Origin of the sequence: Granulicella sp. 5B5, assembly GCF_014083945.1 — a bacterium.
Classification (GTDB): domain Bacteria; phylum Acidobacteriota; class Terriglobia; order Terriglobales; family Acidobacteriaceae; genus Granulicella.
Map to the genome: position 1 here is coordinate 1216227 of NZ_CP046444.1, position 21618 is coordinate 1237844.

A 21618-nucleotide genomic window follows, 5' to 3' on the forward strand; every position below is an offset into this window, starting at 1 on the left:
CCTATTCCCTGCCTTTATGCGCAAGCGCAAGCTCATCCCCCTTGTCATCGCCATCGCCGTCTTCGCGGCTCTTGGTGTCATGCTCTATCTCCGTGCCGAGGCCCCACCTGAAGCCGCCCGCCTGCTGCCCGAATCCGACGCGATCCTCTACGTCAACCTCAAGCCGCTCCGCGCCGCCACGCACTTTGACAAGTCCCCCATCACCCGCAGCGCCGACTTCCAGCACTTCATCGACGCCACCGGCATCGTTCCCGAGCGCGACATCGACTCCGCCGCCTTCGCGCTCCACAAGGTCCCCGTCCTCCTCGGCTCCGGTACAGGCGCCCCCATCCACGCCTCCGACATCTTCTCCTCCGAGGTCTTCATCGGCCGCTTCGACGGCGAACGCCTCGCTAAATATCTCGCCTCCGTGGCCTCCTCGCGGGAGACCTACGCCGGCCGCACCGTCTACACCATCCCCGTCGACGGCCAGTCCCTCCGCGTCGCGCAGCTCGCCTACGACACCATCGCCGTCTCCAACATGCCCACCGCCGAGCAGATTCACTCCATGCTCGACCGCTCCCGCGCCTCCGCCCTCGGCACGCCCGGCTGCTCTCTCCTCGCCGCCCGCTTCCACGACGTCCCGTTGCTCTCCCAGGCCTGGGGCGTCGGCCACATCGGCCTTCCCTTCAGCCACAACGGCGACATCACCGTCCTCGGCGTCGCCCTCCCACTCCCCGCCGACTCCGACCTCGTCGCCAGCCTCCGCTACACCCCTGCCGAGCGCGTCCTCTCCGGCGGAGCCGTCCAGCTCCGCGTCGAAGAGATCGCACCCGACCCCACCTCCGCCGAGACCACCGTCCAATCTCTCTCGGTCATCCTCGGCCTCCTCCGCGGCCTCGACAGCGCTACCGCCGACCCCACCACGCCACACACCCCCAGTGACACCGCTCTCCGCCAGGTCATCGCCTCCACCCACATCGAGCAGCACAGTCAGCGAGCCGTCCTCACCGCCACCGCCACACTCGACCAGGTCAAAGCCCTCTTCAGCGCCCACGACCCCGCCGCCGAACAACCCCCAGCCACCGACGACACCCCGCCACCACCGTGCAACGTCCCCGGCAAAAACAAAAAGCCCAACATCTGCTGATAGCACAAGGATTTCCCACGACCTTGCGCCTCCCATGCTCTATACGGCTTCGAAGGGCACGAGCTGGAAGGGTAGAAGCTTTGAAGGGTACGAGCTTTAGCTCGTACGTCAGAATCCCTTTGGTAAGACAGGGGGCTTCAGCCCCGGAGGGAGCAGCTCCATTCCACTCTCTGAAACGTTTCAACCACCTCTAGCCACCCACTCTGGCCATAGGCGATAATCTCCGCAAGAGCTTTTCAGGAGATCCCGCATGCCGAAGTCCCTCCCCCTCTTCGCCCTCTTCGCCTTGGCCGCTCCACTGCTCGCGCAGCAGCCTCTGCTCACCGGCCAGTCCGCGTTCACGGACTGGAACCAGCAGTCCCCCGGCGTCCGCCACAAGATCACCCTCTCCGACCTCCCGCAACCCAAGCCAGCCGAGGCCGTCAACAACACCGCGCACATCATCCCGCGCCCTGAAGGCGCCTGGCCCCAGGCCCCCGCAGGCTTCAAGGTCACGCTCTACGCCGGTGGCGACGCCAAGCCCATGCAGCGCGCCGACAACGTCGAGCACATGCACCTCTCCGGCGGCACCTTCACCGAACCCCGCCTCATCCGCACCGCGCCCAACGGCGACCTCTTCCTCGCCGACTCCGGCGCCGGCAAGATCATGGTCCTCCGCGGCGTCACTCCCGACGGCAAGGCCGAGCACATCGAAACCTTCGCCTCCGGCCTCGACCACCCCTTCGGCATCGCCTTCTGGCCCGCGCACGACCCAAAGTGGCTCTACATCGGCAACGCCACCACCGTCGTCCGCTTCCCGTATCACTCCGGCGACCTCAAGGCCACGGCCGCGCCTGAGACCATCGTCCCCGACGTTCCCGGCTACGCGCAGCTCACCGGCGGCGGCCACTGGACCCGCGACGTCATCTTCCGTGACGGCAAGCTGCTCATCTCCGTCGGCTCCGGCTCCAACGTCGACGACGCCGACACCCACCCCCGCGAGTTCCACCGCGCAGACGTCCTCGAGTACACCCCCGACGGCAAGTTCATCGAGGTCTACGCCCACGGCATCCGCAACTGCGTCGGCGAGGCCGTCAACCCCATCACCGACTCTCTCTGGTGCTCCACCAACGAGCGCGACAACCTCGGCAACCACCTCGTCCCCGACTACGTCACCAGCGTCCCCGAAGGCGGCTTCTTCGGCTGGCCCTGGTACTACATGGGCGGCCACGAGGACCCGCGCTTACCCCAGCCCTGCGCCGACGGCACCGGCCCCAACCCGCAGCGCACCAAGCCCCTCACCGAGGACGAAGCTAAAAACTGCAAGCGCGCCGACCTGTCCAAACAGGTCCGCACACCTGACGTCCTCGTCCAGCCCCACATGGCCTCGCTTGAAATGCTCTTCTACCCAACCATCGGCGACCTCGAAGCCCGCGAGCACCACGTACAGAACGGTCTCCACGAGTCCCGCGTACCCACCTCCATCTTCCCCGAGCACTTCCGCGGCGACGCCTTCGCCGCCGAGCACGGCTCTTGGAACCGCCTCAACCGCGCCGGCTACGAGGTCATCTCCATCCCCATGCACGACGGCCACGCCACCGGCGAGTACGACGACTTCCTCACCGGCTTCGTCACCAAGGACGGCAAAGTCTGGGGCCGCCCCGTCGGCGTCACCGTCGGCAACGACGGCTCCCTCTTCGTCACCGACGACGCCACCCGCTCCGTCTGGCGCGTAGCCTACGTCGGCAAGTAACACTGCCAGCAAGTAATCTCACCCCCAACGACAAAGCCGTCATGCCACCCCGGCATGACGGCTTTTCCATGTCCCCCCACATTGTCATCTCGACCGAAGCATGACAGCTTCACCGTCATGCATAGCGGAGAGACCTGCAGTTGTACCACCACATACGTCTACCCGCGCTGCTTCAACCGCCCACAGCACCACCGCAACCGTGGCGAAACGTGGCGTTAAACTTCGCGCACTTTGCGGGAAGCTCTTCGCCGCACGCGGCTTGGGGTAGAAGCGCGCTTCGACACCGCGCGCGAACCAGCAATGAGAATATCGACGAGGCGACGAGCGCTCGGCTCCCAGCCAGGCAAAGCCGTCGTATGGAAGATCCCCACGAGAGCACGAACGAAGTCGTTGGGATCGGTGTCGGAGCGAAGATCGCCACTGGCGACGGCACGCTTCACCGAGGCGACAAAGGCAGTATGGATGAGCGAGCGCGAGCCTTCGATCAGTCGCATCGAACCGCCGGCCACAGTATCCATCGCAGGAATAATGAGCGTCTTGGCAGCGACGTGGTCGATGAACAACAGCATCCACGCGCGCAGTGCCTCAAGCGGCGGCATCTTGGCGGCAAAGCGCTGCTCGGCGGCGGCGAGCCTTTCAACCTCACTGCGGTAGACAGCTTCGATAAGAGCATCGCGCGTAGGAAAGTGGCGATAGAGCGTGCCCGCCCCCACTCCCGCCTGGCGAACGATATCGTCCAGACTGGCCGCAGCGCCGTCGCGCGTAAAAACCTCCTTGGCGACCTCCAGAATGCGCTCCCGGTTGCGCTGCGCATCCGCGCGGGGTTTGCGGGCGAGCGGAGGTGGCGAAAGCTTCTTTTTCGGCATAAGCAAGTTTACAGAAAGTTTTTTGCAACCGGAGACATCCTCCGGTTATCTTACTATGCGGAGACTGTCTCCGCTTATGGGCGGGGACAAAAATATCGATTTTCGGTGCGGGTCCAGGCCGCGCCCTAACAGCAAAAGGAGATGACCATGAGAGTATTTGTGACCGGATCGACGGGATTTATAGGGACGGAACTGGTGAAGGAGTTGATCGCGGCAGGGCACCAGGTGCGCGGGCTAACCCGCAGCGATGCCGGCGTGGAACAGTTGATGGCGGCAGGCGCCGAGGTGCATCGCGGCAACCTCGAGGACCTGGACAGTCTGCGCAGCGGAGCGGCGGGGATGGATGCCGTGGTGAACCTGGCGTTCAACCATGACTGGTCGAACTTTGCGCAGAGCGCAGCCGACGAGATCAAGGCGATTGAGACTCTGGCTTCAGTGCTCGAGCCGGGCAAGCGGCTAGTGGTCACCTCAGGGACCGGGCTGGCCAGCGGCGCCCCGGGTCACCTGCGCGTGGAGAGCGATCCCCCGGCAAGCAATCCGGCGGTTCCACGCAGGCCGGAACAGACGGCGCAGGCGGTGGCGGCAAAGGGGTTGCATGTGGCGATTGTGCGTCTGCCGCAGGTGCATGACACACGCAAGCAGGGGCTGGTAACGAGGGTGATTCAGATGTCGCGCGAGAAGGGCGTTTCGACGTATATAGGCGACGGAGCGAACCGCTGGGCTGCTGCACCTCTGAAGGATGTGGCGCACCTGTACCGGCTGGCGGTCGAGAAAACCGACCCCGGCCTGACCACCTATCACGCGGTGCAGGAAGAAGGCGTGTCGCTGCGGGACATCGCGGAGACGATCGGCAAAGGGCTGAAGGTGCCAGTGGTTTCTATCCCGCCCGAAAAAGCCGTCGAGCACTTCGGGCCGTTCTTCGGCCACTTTGTAGGAACGGATATGCCGGCTTCGAGCGAGTGGACGCGCAAAACGCTGGGGTGGGACCCGACCGGACCGGGGCTGATCGAGGATCTGTCCAACATGAAGTACTGACGATCTCCGTCGAAGACGTACGACCGGCAGAATGCGAGGCTCCTGGGTGTTCCGGGGCCTCGTTGTCTTTGCATGGCCGGACAGCCACATCTGAGAAATGCTCTAGGGAGATTCTGATTAATATAAGTGTCTTTGGGAGGAAGCAGGGGTCTTCAGACCCCTGAATTCCCGGCAAAATTTAGTCGGGCTTTAGCCCCGGAGGACTTGTTCCTAGCTCACATCCGCACGGTCAATCAGGACTCAGCACTTGACACTCCACGTACAATAGAAGCAGGCAAAAGAAGACAGCGCGGCCACCACCGGGCTCTTCTCTCCACCGGCCCAGCGCCGGGCACTACGCTTCCATTTTGACAATCCGACAAGCACCTACAATCTGCCCGACAGCTTTTCGCCGCAGTAGACAGTACCACCGCTAACCCCAATCGGCTGCGGATCATAGCCCCAAAACCGGGGGAGGGTCACGCGCCCAGCCAGTAGATTACCGGCCTGTACCGGTTCCGCCCAGCTGCGCCATCGTCGTCTGCAAATAGCGGTGCGGATTCACCGCCGTCCCGTGGATGTCCACCTCATAGTGCAGGTGCGATCCGGTAGCGCGGCCCGAGTGGCCCACATACCCGATCACCTCGCCCTTCACCACCACCTGGCCTTCAATCACGTTGAATCCCTGCAGGTGGCCATAGACCGTCACGATCCCGTTTCCGTGGTCGATCTCGATCTCATTCCCATAGCCGCCGCCGTTGCTCGCCTTGATCACGCGCCCATTCGCCGGAGCATGGACCGGCGTCCCATCCGGGCTGCCGATATCGACGCCCTTGTGGAACTCACCCTCGCCGTTGCCCAGCACCGGGTCTTCGCGCTCGCCAAACCCCGAGTTAATCGGTCCCATGATCGGCCACATGTCCGGCACAGTCGGCCCAGCCGGCTCGAAGTCCGCCGAAGCGAAGTCGCCCAGCTCCGCGCGCACGCCCAGCGCAGAGTTCGACTGCGCCGCCAGCGCCACCGTCAGCCCGTTGCTCGCCGTGTTCTGCAGCGCCAGGAACGTGTTCACCGACCGGTAGTAGCTGTCATCGCTGAACGACGAGTCGTCCTTCAGCGGGGCCTTCGCCACCTCCGCAGCCGCCGAAGCCTTCGCCTTGCCGACATGGATGTGCGTCAGCCTCCCGGCCGTCAGCCCATAGATCGCCGAAACCTCGCTCGCCAGCGATCCCAGGCTCGCCGCCTGGACGTCTTTCTCGTGCGCGGTCGTCTCCAGGTGTTGATAATCCTTGCGCGTCATCGCCAACTCTTCGCGCAGATGGTTCACCGCCTGGGCCTTGGCCACCATCCGGGCATACGAACCCGCCAGCCCGGCGATGGTGAACATGCCCGTCACCGCCGCGGCCAGAAACAGGTAGACGTAGCGCATCGGGATGGAGACGCGCTCCACCGCACCGTCCTGCGCCTGCGAAATGTACACGAAATAATGCTTACGCACGAGTCACGCTGCCTCTGGGCCTGAAATCTTCACCCTTCGCAGCCGTCGTGCTGTGCTGGGCGAGGCTGCAACCGGACTGAAAGACACGGCTGGCAGCGGAGCTTGCATTCGTCGGCACTCCCGGGAAGACGTACACCCAACGTGCCATCCTTCCTATGCTAATCGACGTACCGAAACGGTACAAGGCTCCATTCCGGGGGCCATCCCCCCAACCGGGGTATCCTGAACCACGTGCCCCGCAAGTCACACAACGCGCCTGCCTCCGGCGAGCTCGCCCTCATCGCCCGCATCCGCGAGGCCGCTAAAGCCCGCCACAAGCACCTCCGCCTCGGTATCGGCGACGACTGCGCCATCCTCGCCCCGCCACCCGGCCATGAAATCCTCGTCACCACCGACTTCTCCCTCGAAGGCCGCCACTTCCGCCGCGAGTGGCACCCCGCCCGCTCCATCGGCCACCGGGCCCTCGCCCGCGGCCTCTCCGACCTCGCCGCCATGGGGGCCACCCCGCTCGCCGCCTTCCTCTCCCTGGCGCTCCCGCGCAGCGCCAACAAACCCATCTGGATCAACAACTTCCTCGACGGCCTCCTCACCCTCGCCGCCGCTGCCAAAACCCCGCTCGCCGGCGGTGACACCTCCGAATCCCCCTCCGACAACATCCTCGCCGACATCGTCCTCCTCGGCTCCGCTCCAGCCAGCCGCTCACTCCGCCGCAGCACCGCCCGCCCCGGCGACCTCCTCTACGTCACCGGCGCCCTCGGCGGTGCCGCCACCGAACTCGCCACCCTCGCCCTCAATCCTCGCCGCTACCGCAACGCCAGCCCCACCGGCGACCACCCACACCTCTACCCGCAGCCCCGCCTCACCATCGGCCAGACCCTGCTCCGCCGTCAACTCGCCACCGCCTGCATCGACATCTCCGACGGTCTCTCCACCGACCTCGCCCACCTCTGCACCGAGTCTGGCGTAGCAGCCGAGATTCAGGCCGCCAGGCTTCCCTTACACCGCCTTACCAAGCCCCTACCGCCCTCCGAAGCCTTCCACAACGCTCTCCACGGCGGCGAGGACTACGAGCTCCTCTTCACCGCCCGCCCCCAAACCCGCATTCCACGCTTCATCGAAGGCGTCCCCATTACCCCGATTGGCGTCATCCATCACTCTCGCAAAGCCGTCCCACAGGTTACGCTGGTTCAGGCCGCCGGAGACCGCATTCCGCTCCAGCCCCAGGGCTGGCAGCACCTACTCTAGCTGGCGCCAGAAACAACTCATCGCAAAAGGCAGACTCATGGGCTCCTCGCAAGAAGGCTTCCTCTACAACTGGACCGCGACCACCCTCGCCAAGCCGCCCCTCATCGCTCCGGCCCGCAACTACATCTATCCAGTCCCTGTCCCCGGCGAAGAGGCCGCCATCAACCGCGGCGCTCTGCTCATCGACGTCAAACCTATGTTCGGCGGCAACTTCCTCGCCACCTGTGCACTCGGTTTCCGCGACCACCATCTGCCCACCGGCGTCTTCGCCTGCCCACGTCCCGACGATCTCCTCGCCGTCGCCGGCGGCTACGCCTACCTCATCGACACCCTCAACCCTGAGCGCAGCCTCCACCTGCCCATCCGCCCCGTCACCCAGATCGTCGCGGCCCCCGCCAACGGCCTGCTCTTCGTCGCGGGCTTCCACACCGTCGCCGCCATCGGGCCCAACGGCCTCCGCTGGCAGAGCGGACGCGTCACCTGGGAGGGCGTCACCCTCTCCGGCGTCCGCGAAGGCCGCCTTCACGGCACCGGCTGGAACCTCCACACCGACGCCGAAGTCCCCTTCACCATCGACCTCGAATCCGGTGCCCACGAGGGCGGCGGGTTCTCCTAAACGCAGCTCTACCCCACTCCGTAAAAGCTCAACGCCGCATCGCCTTGCTGAAGCACCCGGCCTCTCTGCAGCGCACCATAGCGTTCCTCCAGCGGCTGTTTCTTCGCATGTTCCGCGACCACCACCGCACCATCCGAAAGCATTACGCGATGGTTCAGCCCGAGGAACCCGAGTGTGCTCGCATACTCCTCAGCAGCCTCATACGGCGGGTCGAGAAAGACAATCTCCGCCGAGCGTCCCTTGCTCAGTAACGTCTCCAGCAGTCTGCGGACACCCCGTTCTTCCACAGCAAACCCACCGGATATCTTCAGGCTTTGCAGATTCGCCCGGATCGCGCTTACAGCCGCCGGGGCCTTCTCCGCAAACCAGCAGAACTCCGCGCCCCGGCTCAGGGCCTCGATTCCCACAGCACCGGAGCCCGCATAGAGATCCACAAACCTCGCCCCCTCCACGCGCAGGCTCAACACGTTGAACAATGTCTCGCGCAAACGGTCACTGGTCGGCCGCGTAGCCATGCCCTTCGGCGCCTGCAGCGCGCGCGACCGATACTCCCCTGCTATCACTCGCATCGTCTCCTCCGACGGTATCAGTTCCGGCTCTGAAGAACACTGCAACCTGTCCGCCGCCCCACTCGCACCCTACAATACTCAAATGCTGCGATCGTCACTCCCCATCGGCACCTTCTTCGGCGTCGAGGTCCGGGTACACCTCTCGTTCCCTCTCCTGCTCGTGCTCGCCCTCTCGCTTTCTGCCTACTTCACTCAGGGCCTCGGTCGCGGATTCGCCCTCTGGCTCGCCCTCTGTTTCGCCGTCCTTGTCCGTGAAGCCGCCCGCGCCATCGCCGCCGCCTACGCCGGTCTCCACCTGCGCGCCATCTATCTGTTGCCCGTCGGCGGAGTCATGGCCTTCAGCTCCTCCGATGGCGCATCCCTACACGCCACCGGTTCCGGCCGCCGCAACACTCGCTGGGTCACCCTCAGCGGTCCCATCGCAAACTTCGCGACAGGCCTCTTCATCCTCGCCTTCAGCCTCAGCATCGCCCCACAGGCATCGCTCCTGGCCCAACCCTGGATCAGCCTAGGCCACATCCTGCGCAGCATGCTCTGGACGCAGATCCTTCTCGGCGGCATCAGCCTCCTGCCGGCCTCCGCCATGCCCACGCGCCAACTCCTGCGCACCGCACCGCAGAACGCCGGCAAGTCCGCCGCCTCCCGCAAGCCCATGCTGAGTTTCGGCACCGGCATGGCTATTGCGATGATCTTGGCAGGAGTTCTCATCCCTTATCTCTACTGGCTCGTCGCACTTGGTGTCTTCCTTCTGCTCTACCTCCAGGTCACCAAAACACAGACCAAAGCCGGTGCCGACGCCGACACCATCCTCGTCCGCGAGGTGATGCTCACTGAGTACACTCTGCTCTCCAGCTCCGAGACGCTCCGCGACGCCCTCGACCGCACCATCCACAGCCTGCACGACATCTTCCCCGTCGTCCGCGGCGAACGCCTCGTCGGCTCCATCACCCGCCAAACCATCGCCGAGCGGCTGCTCTCTGGCGGCGACAGCTACCTTCAGGGCGCCATGACCCGCAAAGTCCCTCTTGCCGCGCCTGATGAAAAGCTCGTCGATGTCCTCCGCCGCGTCTCTCTGCAAGGAACAGGCGAGTTCATCCCCGTCATCGAGGACGACCGCATGATCGGCATCCTCTCGCACCAGTCCCTCGGCCGCGCCGTTCAGCAGGTCAAGCTGCTCCGCCCGGCCCCGTCACAGCAGTCCTACTAAGTCCGTGCCCGAAGACCCACAACTCGCTCCCGGCCTCTATCTCGTCGCCACGCCCATCGGGAACCTTGAGGACATCACCCTCCGCGCCCTCCGCGTGCTCCGCTCCGTCGACCGCATCGCCTGCGAGGACACCCGCACCACCGCCAAGCTTCTCTCCCACTTCGGCATCAGCACGCCCACCCTCAGCTACCACCTGCACAATGAGCACTCCCGCGCCGCCGAGCTCGTCGAAGCCCTCAAGTCCGGCCAGCGCATCGCCATCGTCTCCGACGCCGGCATCCCTGGCATCGCCGACCCCGGCGCGGCCATCGCCGCCGAAGCCATCGACGCCGGCATCCCCGTCTATCCCATACCCGGTGCCAACGCCGCCCTCAGCGCGCTCATCGCCAGCGGCCTCTCCACCGAAAGCTTCACCTTCCACGGCTTCCTGCCCTCCAAAGAGGGCCAGCGTCGCACCACCCTCGAAGCCCTCCGCAACTCGCTCCATCGTCCCAGCAACAATCAGGCGCCCCCGGTGACAATCAGGTACCCCGAGGCTTCAGCCTCGGGTCTCATATCCCTGCGGAAAAAATAAGGGGCTTTAGCCCCGGCGCACCCACCACCCACATCTTCTACGAGACCCCGCACCGCATCCTCGGCGCTCTCGAAGACATCATCGCCATCTTCGGGCCACAGCACCGCATCGCCCTCTCGCGCGAACTCACCAAGCTCCACGAAGAGCACCTTCGCGGCCCCGCCCAGGAAGTCCTCGCAACTCTCTCCGCCCGCCCCACCGTGCGCGGAGAGATGGTCCTGCTCCTCGACGGCACTCCCGTCACCACCACAGACGCATCACAGCCGCTCAACCTCGCCACCGAGGTGCAGACGCTGATGAAGACCCAAAATCTCTCTGAAAAAGACGCCCTCAAGCAGGTCGCCAAACAGCGCGGTATCGGCAAAAGCGAAGCTTACCGCGAGTACCAGCGCCACCGTCGCTAGTCTACGCGCGCCCCTTCACCCGGTCATACACATAGGTATCACTGGTCGTGCCCATCGCCTGGTTATACAGAACCTCCACGCCAGCCGCGTACTTCAGCTCTTCGTTGAACTGGTGAATCTCACGCAACTGGTCCGCCGTCGCCGGGATTTCCAGCTTGCTTGTCTTCAAAAACTTCTGGTATCCGCGGTCCAGCAGCCGTGCAATCTCCCCGCCTAGCAACCAGCCACTCTGTGTCATCACGCGCACCGGCGTACCCGCCTCCGTGGTCGGAGCTATCTCCGCGGCGCAGTGCCCCTTGCTCACGCGATAGGCGCCCGCGGCACGATTTGCACCCTCCGTCGCCGGACTCACATCAAATCGTTCACTGCCCAGGGCAGCCAGCACTTCATTGAACGTCGGAATCTTCTTTGTCTTGGCCATCGTCTCTATCAGAACTCTCTGCCCCTTTGGGGGTGGGCGTCTCGGGGCTTCCGCCCTCACAATCAGGTTAAACTAGTTCCACTGTCGCACACCGTCGCACTCCGCTTCAATCGACCACCCGATACCACTTCAGCGAGGACCCCTCCAGATGAAAGCCCTAAGCTATAAGCTTTTGACCCTCATCGACGCCGCCGGCCCGATATTCGCTCAGGTCGATGAACACGCCAGCCTCCAGCCTCTTCACTCCGGCGGCTGGTCGCGCAAGCAGTTGGTCGGCCACCTTATCGACTCGGCCTCCAACAACCACCAGCGCTTCGTCCGCGCCAGCCTCCAGCCGCAGCTCAACTTCCCCGGCTATGACCAGAACGGCAACGTCCGCGTGCAGCACTTTCAGCACGCATCCTGGTCCATGCTCGTCTCTCTCTGGCACTCGTACAATCAGTTCCTGGCGCACGTCATCGCACATCTGCCGGAGTCCAAGCTTCAGACCGCCTGTCGTATCGGCGTAGAAAACCCCGTCACACTCGAGTTCCTCGCGACCGACTACGTCACGCACCTCTCACACCATCTCGCCCAAATGGGCGTAGCCACTACGAACGAACCCTCATGATCTCAGCTCCCGCAAAGCAACTCGGCACCACCCTTCTCGAGCGCATCGGCAACACTCCGCTCGTTCGCCTCGACAAACTCTCTGCGCATCTGCCCGGCGCCGTCCGCATCTACGGCAAAGCCGAGTGGCTCAACCCCGGCGGCAGCGTCAAAGACCGCGCCGCCTCCAACATCGTCAAGACGGCCATCGCCGAAGGCAAGCTCGAACCCAACAGCAGCCGCAAAATCCTGCTCGACGCCACCAGCGGCAACACCGGCATCGCCTACGCCATGCTCGGCGCGGCACTTGGCTTCCCTGTGCAACTCTGCATGCCCGCCAACGTCTCCGTCGAGCGCAAGCGCATCCTCGCCGCCTACGGCGCAGAGGTCACCTTCACCGACCCCGCCGACGGCTCCGACGGCGCCATCCGCAAAGTGAAGGAAGTCGCCGCCACCGATCCCGATCGCTTCTTCTACGCCGACCAGTATGGCAACGACAACAACTGGCGCGCCCACTACAACACCACCGGCAACGAGATCTGGCAGCAGACCGAAGGCACCGTCACCCACTTCGTCTCCGCTCTCGGCACCTCCGGCACCTTCATGGGCACCACCCGCCGCCTCAAGGAACTAAACCCGGCCATCCAGTGCGTCTCCATGCAGCCGGACTCGCCCTTCAACGGCCTCGAGGGCCTCAAGCACATGGCCACCGCCATCGTCCCTCCCATCTACGACCCCAACCTCGCCGACTGGAACATCGACATGGCCACCGAGCGCGCCTACGCGATGGCCAAATGGCTAGGCCGCAACCAGGGCATCCTCATCGGAGTCTCCGCCGCCGCCGCCGTCTGCGCCGCTCTTGAAGTCGCTGAAGGCGAAGCCGCCCTCGGCCGCGAAGCCACCATCGTCACCATCCTCTGCGACTCCGCGGACAAGTACCTCAGCGAACGCTTCTGGGCCGACCCCATCGCCGCCGACATCGCCCTCCACGCCAAACTCGGAGGCCGCTAGGCTCAGCTCTCGCAACTTTTCAGTTTTGAAGGGGACGGGCTTCAGCCCGTCCGTCAACCCGGCCCGATGAAAGGGGCTTTAGCCCCGGAAGGCTGCCCCGCAAAGGAAACCATGCCCCTCATCATCCCGCAATCCCTCTACGACCAGCTCCGCGCCCACGGCGAAGAAACCTACCCCAACGAGTGCTGCGGCATCATGCTAGGCACCGCTGACGGCGACCAACTCACCGTCGCCGCTCTCCTCCGCGCCGGCAACACCCGCACCGACAGCGCCCACAACCGCTACAACATCGCTCCGCAGGAGCTCATCGCCGCCCAGCGCCAGGGCCGCAAGCTCGGCCTCGACATCGTCGGCTTCTACCACTCCCACCCCGACCACCCCGCCCAATGGTCCCCCACCGACTTCGCCGAAGCCCACTGGTTCGGCTGCGCCTACGTCATCACCTCCGTAGACGGCGACAAAACCACCGGCCACGCCCAAATCACCAACAGCTTCCTCCTCACCGGCACCACCGAAGACGACAAAGCCTTCGCCGACCAACCCATCGAGATCACCGAGAATGCCGTCGCGAAACTTGGCTAACTTCGCGAACTTTGCGGGAGAGCTTTTGCATCCTCCCCCACGCTCTCTACATCGGAGATAATAGACATATGCAGATTCACATCCCCACCCCGCTGCGCGCCTTCACCGACAAGCAGGCCACGGTCTCGGTTGAAGCCGCCACCGTCACCGAAGCGCTCAACACGCTCACCACAACCTTCCCGGCCATGCAGCAGCACCTCTTCACCCCGGAAGGCAAGCTGCGCTCCTTCGTCAACGTCTATCTCAACGACGAGGACGTCCGCTATCTCCCCGCAGGCGACGCCACCGCCGTCACCGCCAACGACGAGCTCACCATCATCCCTTCCATCGCCGGCGGCGCCGACTGCCTTTGTTGTTGCCTCTAGCGCAACAGGCGGTCTGACGCTCCCGTCCCGCCACTCTCTACTCCGAAAAGATAAACAGCATCACCCCATGTCCGGGGAAGGTCTCGTTCAGCACCCGAATGTGGCCAAGGTCCTTGCCTGCCCAGACATCATGCACCTTCGCGCCCTTCGGGAACCCAATCGCCGCGAACTCCACCGGAATATCCCGCCCCGACACCGAAGCATTCACCATCGCCACAGCCGTCCTGTGCCCGCTCAGCGGCCGCTCCCACACGCTGAAGTCCCCCAGCTGCAGCACGCGGTCGCCGCCCTTGCCCAGCTTGTCCTGGTCAATCGCAATCACCTCGCGGTTCATCAGGATCGCCTTGTCCGCCTCCGTCATCTTGCTCAAATCATTCCCCGCCAGCAGCGGAGCCCCCAGCACCGCCCACAGACTCATGTGCGTGCGATACTCCTCAGTGTTCATCCCGCCATTGCCAACCTCCAGCATGTCGGGGTCGTTCCAATGCCCAGGCGACGTGTACTTGCCCAGCCCCACCTGCCCATACGCAATATTCAGCATCCGCTGATATGTGTCGTTGATGTCATCCGTCGTCCGCCACATCGTCGCGCCAACACCCGGCCCGAACTTCCACGGCTCATCCATGCCGTACTGGCACAGGCTGTACACAATCGGCCGCCCCGTCGCCTTCAGCGCATCGCCCATCTTCTTGTAGGCCGCGATCATGAACTTGTACTCCGCCATCGGGTCTTCCGGATGCGCCGCCCTCACCGCACGCATGTCGTCCTGCATCGAGCACAGGTCATACTTCAGAAAATCAACGCCCCACGCCGCATACATCTTCGCATCCTGCGCCTCATGCCCCAGGCTACCCTCATAGCCTCCACAAGTCTTCGCGCCCGGCGAAGAATAAATCCCAAACTTCAGCCCCTTCGAGTGGATGTAATCCCCCAGCGCCTTCATATCCGGAAACCGCTCGTTCGGATGCAGCACCCCCGCGGCATCGCGCTTACCCTGCCACGTATCGTCGACGTTCACATACACATACCCCGCATCGCGCATCCCCGAGCTCACCAACTCATCGGCAGCCTCGCGCACATCGGCGTCTGTCACATGGTTCGCAAAGTGGTTCCAGCTGTTCCACCCCATCGGCGGCAGCAGCGCAGCAGCCGGTTCTTTCACAGCCGTCTGCCCACTCGCCGAAACCCCAATCGCAGCCATAACCAACGCCATCACAAGATTCCGCAAAGCACTCTCCTCAGTGACTCGATGTCCCTGAGGAATCTATCACCTGGGCTGCTCCCTTGCCCACCACAGGTACACTGGAGGACGGCAGCCACGCGCCTGCGTCGAATCTTTCCTCCATCGCAGCGCATCTCCATCTAGTCAGGAATTTCTATATGCCAGCCACACTCGATCATCCCGCCCTCCCCGCGCTCTCCAACGAAGAGATCGCCCGCTACTCGCGCCACCTCATCCTTCCCGAGGTCGGCTACGAAGGCCAGCAGAAGCTCAAGGCCGCCAAAGTCCTCTGCGTCGGCACCGGAGGCCTCGGCGCGCCGCTCGCGCTCTATCTCACCGCCGCGGGCATCGGCACCATCGGGCTTGTAGATTTTGATGTCGTCGACGAGTCCAACCTGCAGCGCCAGATCATCCACTCGCAGTCCACCGTCGGCAAGCTCAAGGTCGACTCGGCCGAGCAGATGCTCAAGGGCCTCAACAAGAACGTCAACGTCATCAAGCACAACACCATGCTGACGTCCGCCAACGCCCTCGAGATCTTCAAGGACTACGACGTCATTGCCGACGGCACCGACAACTTCCAGACCCGCTACCTCGTCAACGACGCCTGCGTCCTCACCGGCAAGCCCAACGCCTACGGCAGCATCTTCCGCTTCGAGGGCCAGGCATCCGTCTTCGCCACTGAGGAAGGACCCTGCTACCGCTGCCTCTACCCCGAGCCGCCACCGCCGGGCCTCGTCCCGTCATGCGCAGAGGGCGGAGTCCTCGGAATCCTCCCCGGCCTCGTCGGCGTCATCCAGGCCACCGAGGTCATCAAACTGATCCTCGGAATCGGCGAGCCCCTCATCGGTCGCCTGCTCTTAGTCGACGCACTCGGCATGAACTTCCGCCAGCTCAAGCTACGCAAGAACCCCGACTGCCCCGCCTGCGGCACGCACGAGATCAAGGAACTCATCGACTACGACCAGTTCTGCGGCATCGAAAAGCCCGCAGCCGTCGGCCCGCTCGAAGTCAGCAGCCACGGTAACGTCGACGCATCGGCAAGCAGCGTCGACGGCATCCCGCAGATCACCGTCGAAGAGCTCAAGCGCAAGCGTGACGCGCACGAAGACTTCTTCCTGCTCGACGTCCGCGAACCGCACGAGGTCCCCATCGCCTCGCTCGGCGCGCCACTCATCCCCGTCGGTTCCATCGAGGCTCGCGCGAACGAGATCGCCGACCACAAGAACGACGAGGTCATCGTCCACTGCCGCTCCGGCGCCCGCAGCCAGAAGGCCGCACTCGCCCTCAAGGCAGCAGGCTTCACCAACGTCAAAAACCTCGCTGGCGGCATCCTCGCCTGGGCCGACAAAATCGACCCCACCATGCCCAAGTACTAGCGCGAATAACTGGCGTACTGGCAAACTGGAGCGCTGGCAACTGGCAATCAAACCCTCAGCCCATGCATGGCGACCTCATGCATGGGCTGACGATCATCACCCGCTCAAACCAATCTCGATGCCAACACCCACCGCAGAATCCCTCATCCGCGCCACCCGCGACCGTTCCAACCGCGGTATCGCCGAGCTCAACCTACACATCGTCGCCGAATCACTCGACAAAGACTTCCTCGTCATCGTCGGCGACGGCACACTACTCCCCACACGCGACACCTACCTCGAAGCCTTCAAAGCCGAATTCGCCGCCCCGGCGCGCGTTCGTTACACGCGCACACCCGACACCATCGCCGTCTCCACCTCCCACCCACTCGCCTCCGAGCAGGGCCGCTGGACCGCCACACTCCCCGACGGAACCGTCACCCACTCCGGCACCTACTCCGCCATATGGCGTCGCACCTCATCCGGCTGGAAGCTCCGTTCCGAATTCTTCGTCACGCTCACTCAGAGCTGAGAGTAACTCAGATGGTCACCAAGCGATACGCTGTGTTGCTGGCATAAATTCGTCCAGCCCGAACTAAATAACCTTCAGCAACAGCAGAATAAGAACAATAGTCAGGATGAGGCTCAGTCCGCCCCCGCCATAATAGCCGAAGCCAGGCCCCATCCGATAACCACCAAAGCCAAATAGCAAGATCAAAATGATAAGCAGGATAATCATGTCGTGTCCGTCTTTCCGAACGAATTGTGATCAATGCGTCAAGTAGATGGATGCAGTTCCGGCAAAGTTGGTGGGATGACACCCATGACAAAGGCGCGTGCAATCTTCGCACGCGCTCTGTTTGGCAGTCTCTGCGGCCATTGCTGGCCTATCTGGTCTCCAGCTCGCTAGTCCGTATCCTTGTCATCCACCACAAGAATCTGCAGGCACAGCGGCGTCTCCACCATAAACGGCATCTTAGCCATCTCGGCAACTGCATTGGCTAGCATCACGCTCGAACAAGGCTCCGTCGTCACCACAAACGGCAGTCTCTCGGCCGCGTGTCCATGGTGCTGCAAAATCGAGTCGATGTTCACCTCATGCTTCGCCAGCGCCCCGGCAATCGCCGCCACAATCCCCGGCTGGTCGGCCACAATAAATCGCAGGTAGTGTGGCGCAACCACATCCCCGGACACCGCAACCTTCTTCGCCGGCAGCCGAACCTGCACACTCTTCTCCGCAACCGACCGCACATCGCTCATCACCGCAACCGCCGTCGGGTGCCCGCCCGCGCCATGCCCACTGAACACCACATCGCCGCCGAATTTGCCGCTCGTCACAACCATGTTCTGCGTCCCATGCGAAAACGCAATCGGCGAGCTCTTCGGCACCAGCATCGGCCCCACCCGCGCGCTCACACCCTCTTCCTTCAGCGAAGCCTGCGCTACCTGCCGCACCGTGCACCCCAGCTCCTTCGCATACGCAAAGTCAATCGCAGAGATCGTCGAGATCGTCTGCGCCGGCACCTCATCCGGATTGATCTCCGCATGCAGCGCCAACCGCGCCAGCACACACAGCTTCGCGCGCGCATCATAGCCATCCACATCCGCTGAAGGATCAGCCTCCGCATACCCCGCGGCCTGCGCCTTCTTCAGCACCTCGCCATAGTCCGCGCCGCTCTCCATCGAGCTCAAAATAAAATTGCAAGTCCCATTCACAATCCCGCTGATGCGCGTAATCCTGTCGCCGCTCAGCCCCTGCGCAATCCCCGGAATCACCGGCACGCCACCCGCCACTGCGGCATTGTACAGCAACTGCACGCCCTTCTCCGCAGCCAGCGCAAACAACTCCGCGCCACGATACGCAATCAACTGCTTATTCGCCGTCACCACATGCTTGCCAGCACTCAGCGCAGCCCGCAGCCAACCTTCAGCCGGATCGAGCCCACCCATCAGCTCCACAACGACATCCACATCCGCTGCCGTCAACACCTCATCCACGTTATCGGTCCACACCGCACTCGACGGCACAAACTTAGCACGCTCGCTTGTCCGCTTCCGCTCCACCCCGCGGTTGAACACACGCGTAATCTCCACACCCGCTTCCGGAGTAGCAGCAACAACCTCAGCAAACGAACTTCCAACCGTCCCAAATCCCAACAATCCAACTCGCAGCATCTTGTTCGCCATTCTGAATCCTTTAGCCTGATTAGCTTTGATAGGTCGAGACTTCAGTCCCGCCGTTCGACACCTGAGAACAACGGGCTTTAGCCCCGGAGGGAATGCTTAATACTCCACCTTCTTGTCACTCTCAATCCACGCCGCAAACGCGGCCCACGCCTCGGCAGGCATCAGGTTCACAATCGGCAACGCCCGCTCACCAAGCGGCTTCTTCATCTCGTCATACAGAAACGCATCGTCGAACCCGGCCTTCGCCGCATCAGCAGCCACACAGCCGTAATAAATCTTCGAGCATCGCGCCCAGTACGACGCAGCCAGACACATCGGGCAGGGCTCGCAACTCGTATACAGCTCGCAGCCCTCCAGCGAAAACGTCTCCAGCGCCTTGCAAGCAGCGCGGATCGCCATCACCTCCGCATGGGCCGTCGGATCATGGCTGGCGGTCACCTGGTTCGCACCCGTAGCAATCACCTTGCCGTCCTTCACAATCACCGCGCCAAACGGCCCACCGCGCCCACTCATCACATTCTCAATCGCAAGCTGAATCGCCTGCATCATGAACTCTGGATTCCCTTGCGCCATCGTTATACCTATTCCCTACTCACTATTCCCTGCTTTAATACCTTCATGGTACATGCTCTGCGCTCCAGCCGAGTAGTCACACCACACGGCGAACTCGACGCCACTATCATCATCGAAGACGGCATCATCACCGCCGTCCATCCCAACGCGCATCTCGAATCCCGCACCACGCATCTTCCAACGGAAGACCTCGGCAACATCGCATTACTCCCCGGTCTCGTCGACGCACACACCCACATCAACGAGCCCGGCCGCACCGACTGGGAAGGCTTCGCCACCGCCACGCGTGCAGCAGCAGCCGGCGGCTTCACCACCGTCGTCGACATGCCCCTCAACTGCCTCCCAGAGACCACCACAGTCGCCGCCCTCGAGCTCAAGCGCGAGGCAGCAAGCAAACAGGCTTATGTTGACTACGCCCTCTGGGGCGGCTGCGTCGACGGCAACCAACTCCACCTCGAGCCCCTCGCGCGCGCCGGAGTCGCCGGCTTCAAAGCCTTCCTCATCTACCCCGGCTGCGACGGCTTCACCTCCATCGACCGCCACAACCTCGAGCGCGCCCTCCCGCACATCGCAGCAACAGGCCTTCCACTCCTAGTCCATGCCGAGCTTGAACCCAGCATCGCCGCCGCCATCGCACATCTCAACGCGACCGGCGCCGACTGGACAAAGTATTCCACCTACCTCGCCTCACGTCCAGACCAAGCCGAGCTCGAAGCCATCGGCATGCTCATCGACCTCTGCCGCCAGCACCGCTTCCATCTGCACATCGTGCACCTCTCCACCATGCAGGCGCTGCCCATGCTCGCCGCTGCGCGCGCCGAAGGCCTGCCCATCACCGTCGAGACCTGCCCACACTACCTGCACTGCGCCGCAGAAGACATCCCCGACAACGGCGTCCTCTTCAAGTGCGCGCCACCTATCCGCAGCGCCGCCAACCGCGAGGCCCTCTGGTCCGCGCTTAAAGACGGCCTCATCGACCTCATCGCCACCGACCACTCACCCTGCCCGCCAGAGATGAAGCGCCTCACCGCAACACAACTCGGCGAAGAACCCGGCCGTTTCGACGAGGCCTGGGGCGGCATCGCCTCACTCTCCACCGCGCTTCCCATCCTTTGGACAGAAGCCTCCTCGCGCGGCTGCACACTCTCGCAACTCGCGCAGTGGCTCTCACTCGCCCCCGCTAAACTCGCCGGCATCGACACCCACGTCGGCTCCATCGAACCCGGCAAGCACGCCAACCTCGTAGCCTTCGACCCCGACGCGAGCTTCATCGTCACTCCCGACGTCCTCCACTACCGCCACAAGCTCTCGCCCTACATGGGCGAAACCCTGCAGGGCCTCGTCCGCTCTACATGGCTCCGCGGTGAACGCATCTTCACCCGCACCGCCACCGCGCAAGGCATTCAGGATGTGTTCTCCATCACACCTCGCGGCCGCGAGTACGCGCTATCCTATCCACTCAACACCCAGTAAGATGTGTCATCTCGACCGAAGCATGACAGCTTCACCGTCATGCGCAGCGGAGAGACCTGCATTTCGCGATGCTTGCAGAGGAACCGATGCCCGACAACCCCACCCTCGCCACCTGGAACACCCTCGACGAGCACTCTGCCGCCGACGCCATCCTTCCCTGCAACGGCTCGCGAGCCTGGGCCGAAAACATGGCTGCCCTCCGCCCCTTCGAAACCGTCTTCGACCTCACCTGCACCGCCGACCGTGTCTGGACCAGCCTTTCCGAATCCGACTGGCAGCAAGCCTTCGACTCCCACCCCCGCATCGGCGAGCAGCACGCCAAATCCGCAACTGCGACCAGCCTCGCATTCTCATCCGCCGAACAATCCGCCGCCAACCCCAACGACGCCATCCGGGCCGAACTCGCCGCCGCCAACCGCGACTACGACGCAAAGTTCGGCCACATCTTCATCGTCTGCGCCACCGGCAAATCCGCAGCAGAGATGCTAGCCATCCTCCGCCACCGCCTCCACAACGACCCCGCCACCGAGCTCCGCGAAGCAGCCGAACAGCAACGCCAGATCACACAAATCCGCCTCCGCAAGTGGCTCGCCACTCCATAGCTTTTCACTAAGCTCTACCCTCTATCCTCTACACTCTGCCTTATGGGACTCTCCACACACATCCTCGACACCGCCATCGGCCGCCCCGCAGCAGACGTCGCTCTGCGCCTCTCCCGCCTGCACGACAAACTATGGCACCCCCTCGGCCAGGGCATCACCGACACCGACGGCCGCTGCAAAACTCTCCTCGGCGATCACCCGCTCGAAGCCGCCACCTATCGCATCCGCTTCGACACCGGCGAGTACTTCGCCGCGCAGAAAATCCCCAGCCTCTACCCCTACGTCGAAATCACCTTCACCATCACCGACCCCACCCAGCACTACCACATCCCTCTTCTGCTCACCGCCAACGGCTACACCACCTACCGAGGCAGTTGAACCCGAA

26 protein-coding genes are annotated in these 21618 nt (G+C 63.5%); 17 read left to right on the forward strand and 9 right to left on the reverse strand.

Features of this window, described 5'->3' with window-relative positions; translation table 11 throughout:
* The first annotated feature begins 16 nt into the window (after positions 1 to 16).
* Together GOB94_RS05265 and GOB94_RS05270 are read left to right on the forward strand one after the other, a co-directional pair.
* Positions 17 to 1129, forward strand: a complete 1113-nt coding sequence (locus GOB94_RS05265; RefSeq protein WP_182277819.1) for a hypothetical protein — start codon at positions 17 to 19, stop codon at positions 1127 to 1129.
* 250 nt (positions 1130 to 1379) lie between these two features.
* Positions 1380 to 2861, forward strand: coding sequence for a PQQ-dependent sugar dehydrogenase (locus tag GOB94_RS05270; RefSeq protein WP_182277820.1), 1482 nt, complete (start codon positions 1380 to 1382; stop codon positions 2859 to 2861).
* 215 nt (positions 2862 to 3076) lie between these two features.
* Here the strand turns inward: GOB94_RS05270 and GOB94_RS05275 are convergent, their stop codons facing one another.
* Positions 3077 to 3727, reverse strand: coding sequence for a TetR/AcrR family transcriptional regulator (locus tag GOB94_RS05275; protein WP_182277821.1), 651 nt, complete (start codon positions 3725 to 3727; stop codon positions 3077 to 3079).
* A 147-nt stretch (positions 3728 to 3874) separates the two neighbouring features.
* Between GOB94_RS05275 and GOB94_RS05280 the strand changes: the two genes are divergently transcribed.
* On the forward strand, positions 3875 to 4762 hold the full coding sequence (locus tag GOB94_RS05280; protein WP_182277822.1) for an SDR family oxidoreductase: 888 nt from the start codon (positions 3875 to 3877) through the stop codon (positions 4760 to 4762).
* A 478-nt stretch (positions 4763 to 5240) separates the two neighbouring features.
* Here GOB94_RS05280 and GOB94_RS05285 read toward each other — a convergent pair whose 3' ends face one another.
* Positions 5241 to 6218, reverse strand: coding sequence for a M23 family metallopeptidase (locus tag GOB94_RS05285; protein WP_255484250.1), 978 nt, complete (start codon positions 6216 to 6218; stop codon positions 5241 to 5243).
* Positions 6219 to 6228: 10 nt separating this feature from the next.
* The gene (locus tag GOB94_RS05290) at positions 6229 to 6384 is read right to left on the reverse strand and encodes a hypothetical protein (protein WP_182277823.1); all 156 of its coding nucleotides are present in this window, start codon (positions 6382 to 6384) and stop codon (positions 6229 to 6231) included.
* Positions 6385 to 6467: 83 nt separating this feature from the next.
* Here GOB94_RS05290 and thiL point away from each other — a divergent pair, with 83 nt between their 5' ends.
* The gene (gene thiL / locus GOB94_RS05295) at positions 6468 to 7481 is read left to right on the forward strand and encodes a thiamine-phosphate kinase (protein ID WP_182277824.1); all 1014 of its coding nucleotides are present in this window, start codon (positions 6468 to 6470) and stop codon (positions 7479 to 7481) included.
* A gap of 37 nt (positions 7482 to 7518) precedes the next feature.
* On the forward strand, positions 7519 to 8097 hold the full coding sequence (locus tag GOB94_RS05300) for a hypothetical protein (protein ID WP_182277825.1): 579 nt from the start codon (positions 7519 to 7521) through the stop codon (positions 8095 to 8097).
* 8 nt (positions 8098 to 8105) lie between these two features.
* Here GOB94_RS05300 and rsmD read toward each other — a convergent pair whose 3' ends face one another.
* On the reverse strand, positions 8106 to 8666 hold the full coding sequence (gene rsmD, locus GOB94_RS05305) for a 16S rRNA (guanine(966)-N(2))-methyltransferase RsmD (protein WP_182277826.1): 561 nt from the start codon (positions 8664 to 8666) through the stop codon (positions 8106 to 8108).
* An 82-nt stretch (positions 8667 to 8748) separates the two neighbouring features.
* Here rsmD and GOB94_RS05310 point away from each other — a divergent pair, with 82 nt between their 5' ends.
* From GOB94_RS05310 to GOB94_RS17050, 3 genes are all read left to right on the forward strand, one after another.
* A complete protein-coding gene (locus GOB94_RS05310) occupies positions 8749 to 9873 on the forward strand; it encodes a CBS domain-containing protein (protein ID WP_182277827.1) in 1125 nt (374 codons plus the stop codon).
* Positions 9874 to 9877: 4 nt separating this feature from the next.
* Entirely contained in the window at positions 9878 to 10447 is a 570-nt protein-coding gene (rsmI, locus tag GOB94_RS17045) for a 16S rRNA (cytidine(1402)-2'-O)-methyltransferase (protein ID WP_346265644.1), read from the forward strand.
* Positions 10448 to 10659: 212 nt separating this feature from the next.
* Entirely contained in the window at positions 10660 to 10851 is a 192-nt protein-coding gene (locus GOB94_RS17050; protein ID WP_346265645.1) for a hypothetical protein, read from the forward strand.
* A 1-nt stretch (position 10852) separates the two neighbouring features.
* On the opposite strand, the gene GOB94_RS05320 is transcribed toward GOB94_RS17050, so the two are convergent.
* Entirely contained in the window at positions 10853 to 11272 is a 420-nt protein-coding gene (locus GOB94_RS05320) for a hypothetical protein (RefSeq protein ID WP_182277828.1), read from the reverse strand.
* Between the two features lie 148 nt (positions 11273 to 11420).
* On the opposite strand from GOB94_RS05320, the gene GOB94_RS05325 reads away from it, so the two are divergent.
* The 4 genes from GOB94_RS05325 (at position 11421) to GOB94_RS05340 (ending at position 13818) form a co-directional block, all read left to right on the forward strand.
* Entirely contained in the window at positions 11421 to 11882 is a 462-nt protein-coding gene (locus GOB94_RS05325) for a DinB family protein (protein ID WP_182277829.1), read from the forward strand.
* Positions 11879 to 12871 carry a cysteine synthase family protein gene (locus GOB94_RS05330; protein WP_182277830.1) on the forward strand — a complete coding sequence of 331 codons (993 nt, stop codon included), beginning with the start codon at positions 11879 to 11881 and terminating at the stop codon, positions 12869 to 12871. The genes GOB94_RS05325 and GOB94_RS05330 overlap by 4 nt, the downstream gene beginning before the upstream one ends.
* A 111-nt stretch (positions 12872 to 12982) precedes the next feature.
* A complete protein-coding gene (locus GOB94_RS05335) occupies positions 12983 to 13453 on the forward strand; it encodes a M67 family metallopeptidase (protein WP_182277831.1) in 471 nt (156 codons plus the stop codon).
* A gap of 68 nt (positions 13454 to 13521) precedes the next feature.
* Positions 13522 to 13818: a MoaD/ThiS family protein gene (locus GOB94_RS05340; protein ID WP_182277832.1), complete on the forward strand. Its 297-nt coding sequence runs from the start codon at positions 13522 to 13524 to the stop codon at positions 13816 to 13818.
* A gap of 37 nt (positions 13819 to 13855) precedes the next feature.
* On the opposite strand, the gene GOB94_RS05345 is transcribed toward GOB94_RS05340, so the two are convergent.
* Positions 13856 to 15046 (reverse strand): glycoside hydrolase family 27 protein, encoded by a 1191-nt coding sequence (locus GOB94_RS05345; RefSeq protein ID WP_255484251.1) that lies wholly within the window; start codon positions 15044 to 15046, stop codon positions 13856 to 13858.
* A 152-nt stretch (positions 15047 to 15198) separates the two neighbouring features.
* On the opposite strand from GOB94_RS05345, the gene moeB reads away from it, so the two are divergent.
* Both moeB and GOB94_RS05355 read left to right on the forward strand, forming a co-directional pair.
* On the forward strand, positions 15199 to 16419 hold the full coding sequence (moeB, locus tag GOB94_RS05350; protein ID WP_182277833.1) for a molybdopterin-synthase adenylyltransferase MoeB: 1221 nt from the start codon (positions 15199 to 15201) through the stop codon (positions 16417 to 16419).
* Between the two features lie 118 nt (positions 16420 to 16537).
* Complete coding sequence (locus GOB94_RS05355) at positions 16538 to 16930, forward strand: nuclear transport factor 2 family protein (protein ID WP_182277834.1); 393 nt, start codon at positions 16538 to 16540, stop codon at positions 16928 to 16930.
* 63 nt (positions 16931 to 16993) lie between these two features.
* Here GOB94_RS05355 and GOB94_RS05360 read toward each other — a convergent pair whose 3' ends face one another.
* From GOB94_RS05360 to GOB94_RS05370, 3 genes are all read right to left on the reverse strand, one after another.
* The gene (locus GOB94_RS05360; RefSeq protein WP_182277835.1) at positions 16994 to 17137 is read right to left on the reverse strand and encodes a DUF3309 family protein; all 144 of its coding nucleotides are present in this window, start codon (positions 17135 to 17137) and stop codon (positions 16994 to 16996) included.
* Positions 17138 to 17304: 167 nt separating this feature from the next.
* On the reverse strand, positions 17305 to 18585 hold the full coding sequence (locus tag GOB94_RS05365) for a homoserine dehydrogenase (RefSeq protein ID WP_182277836.1): 1281 nt from the start codon (positions 18583 to 18585) through the stop codon (positions 17305 to 17307).
* A gap of 96 nt (positions 18586 to 18681) precedes the next feature.
* Positions 18682 to 19158 carry a nucleoside deaminase gene (locus GOB94_RS05370; protein ID WP_220464999.1) on the reverse strand — a complete coding sequence of 159 codons (477 nt, stop codon included), beginning with the start codon at positions 19156 to 19158 and terminating at the stop codon, positions 18682 to 18684.
* Positions 19159 to 19203: 45 nt separating this feature from the next.
* On the opposite strand from GOB94_RS05370, the gene allB reads away from it, so the two are divergent.
* The 3 genes from allB to uraH all read left to right on the forward strand — a co-directional run bounded on the left by allB (position 19204) and on the right by uraH (position 21611).
* Positions 19204 to 20631, forward strand: coding sequence for an allantoinase AllB (allB, locus tag GOB94_RS05375; protein ID WP_182277837.1), 1428 nt, complete (start codon positions 19204 to 19206; stop codon positions 20629 to 20631).
* 68 nt (positions 20632 to 20699) lie between these two features.
* Positions 20700 to 21233 (forward strand): 2-oxo-4-hydroxy-4-carboxy-5-ureidoimidazoline decarboxylase, encoded by a 534-nt coding sequence (uraD, locus tag GOB94_RS05380; RefSeq protein ID WP_255484253.1) that lies wholly within the window; start codon positions 20700 to 20702, stop codon positions 21231 to 21233.
* Between the two features lie 42 nt (positions 21234 to 21275).
* Complete coding sequence (uraH, locus tag GOB94_RS05385; RefSeq protein ID WP_182277838.1) at positions 21276 to 21611, forward strand: hydroxyisourate hydrolase; 336 nt, start codon at positions 21276 to 21278, stop codon at positions 21609 to 21611.
* The last annotated feature ends 7 nt before the right edge of the window (positions 21612 to 21618 follow it).

What these genes read in the sequence shown, in the direction of transcription:
- GOB94_RS05290 (WP_182277823.1), bottom strand. Translation starts at nt 6,384, where the DNA reads ATGGCACGTTGGGTGTACGTCTTCCCGGGAGTGCCGACGAATGCAAGC.
- GOB94_RS17050 (WP_346265645.1), top strand. Translation starts at nt 10,660, where the DNA reads ATGGTCCTGCTCCTCGACGGCACTCCCGTCACCACCACAGACGCATCA.
- GOB94_RS05320 (WP_182277828.1), bottom strand. Translation starts at nt 11,272, where the DNA reads ATGGCCAAGACAAAGAAGATTCCGACGTTCAATGAAGTGCTGGCTGCC.
- rsmD (WP_182277826.1), bottom strand. Translation starts at nt 8,666, where the DNA reads ATGCGAGTGATAGCAGGGGAGTATCGGTCGCGCGCGCTGCAGGCGCCG.
- GOB94_RS05265 (WP_182277819.1), top strand. Translation starts at nt 17, where the DNA reads ATGCGCAAGCGCAAGCTCATCCCCCTTGTCATCGCCATCGCCGTCTTC.
- GOB94_RS05275 (WP_182277821.1), bottom strand. Translation starts at nt 3,727, where the DNA reads ATGCCGAAAAAGAAGCTTTCGCCACCTCCGCTCGCCCGCAAACCCCGC.
- GOB94_RS05330 (WP_182277830.1), top strand. Translation starts at nt 11,879, where the DNA reads ATGATCTCAGCTCCCGCAAAGCAACTCGGCACCACCCTTCTCGAGCGC.
- GOB94_RS05355 (WP_182277834.1), top strand. Translation starts at nt 16,538, where the DNA reads ATGCCAACACCCACCGCAGAATCCCTCATCCGCGCCACCCGCGACCGT.
- GOB94_RS05365 (WP_182277836.1), bottom strand. Translation starts at nt 18,585, where the DNA reads ATGGCGAACAAGATGCTGCGAGTTGGATTGTTGGGATTTGGGACGGTT.
- GOB94_RS05360 (WP_182277835.1), bottom strand. Translation starts at nt 17,137, where the DNA reads ATGATTATCCTGCTTATCATTTTGATCTTGCTATTTGGCTTTGGTGGT.
- GOB94_RS05310 (WP_182277827.1), top strand. Translation starts at nt 8,749, where the DNA reads ATGCTGCGATCGTCACTCCCCATCGGCACCTTCTTCGGCGTCGAGGTC.
- GOB94_RS05280 (WP_182277822.1), top strand. Translation starts at nt 3,875, where the DNA reads ATGAGAGTATTTGTGACCGGATCGACGGGATTTATAGGGACGGAACTG.
- GOB94_RS05340 (WP_182277832.1), top strand. Translation starts at nt 13,522, where the DNA reads ATGCAGATTCACATCCCCACCCCGCTGCGCGCCTTCACCGACAAGCAG.
- uraD (WP_255484253.1), top strand. Translation starts at nt 20,700, where the DNA reads ATGCTTGCAGAGGAACCGATGCCCGACAACCCCACCCTCGCCACCTGG.
- moeB (WP_182277833.1), top strand. Translation starts at nt 15,199, where the DNA reads ATGCCAGCCACACTCGATCATCCCGCCCTCCCCGCGCTCTCCAACGAA.
- uraH (WP_182277838.1), top strand. Translation starts at nt 21,276, where the DNA reads ATGGGACTCTCCACACACATCCTCGACACCGCCATCGGCCGCCCCGCA.
- GOB94_RS05300 (WP_182277825.1), top strand. Translation starts at nt 7,519, where the DNA reads ATGGGCTCCTCGCAAGAAGGCTTCCTCTACAACTGGACCGCGACCACC.
- GOB94_RS05325 (WP_182277829.1), top strand. Translation starts at nt 11,421, where the DNA reads ATGAAAGCCCTAAGCTATAAGCTTTTGACCCTCATCGACGCCGCCGGC.
- allB (WP_182277837.1), top strand. Translation starts at nt 19,204, where the DNA reads ATGGTACATGCTCTGCGCTCCAGCCGAGTAGTCACACCACACGGCGAA.
- GOB94_RS05335 (WP_182277831.1), top strand. Translation starts at nt 12,983, where the DNA reads ATGCCCCTCATCATCCCGCAATCCCTCTACGACCAGCTCCGCGCCCAC.
- GOB94_RS05270 (WP_182277820.1), top strand. Translation starts at nt 1,380, where the DNA reads ATGCCGAAGTCCCTCCCCCTCTTCGCCCTCTTCGCCTTGGCCGCTCCA.
- GOB94_RS05370 (WP_220464999.1), bottom strand. Translation starts at nt 19,158, where the DNA reads ATGGCGCAAGGGAATCCAGAGTTCATGATGCAGGCGATTCAGCTTGCG.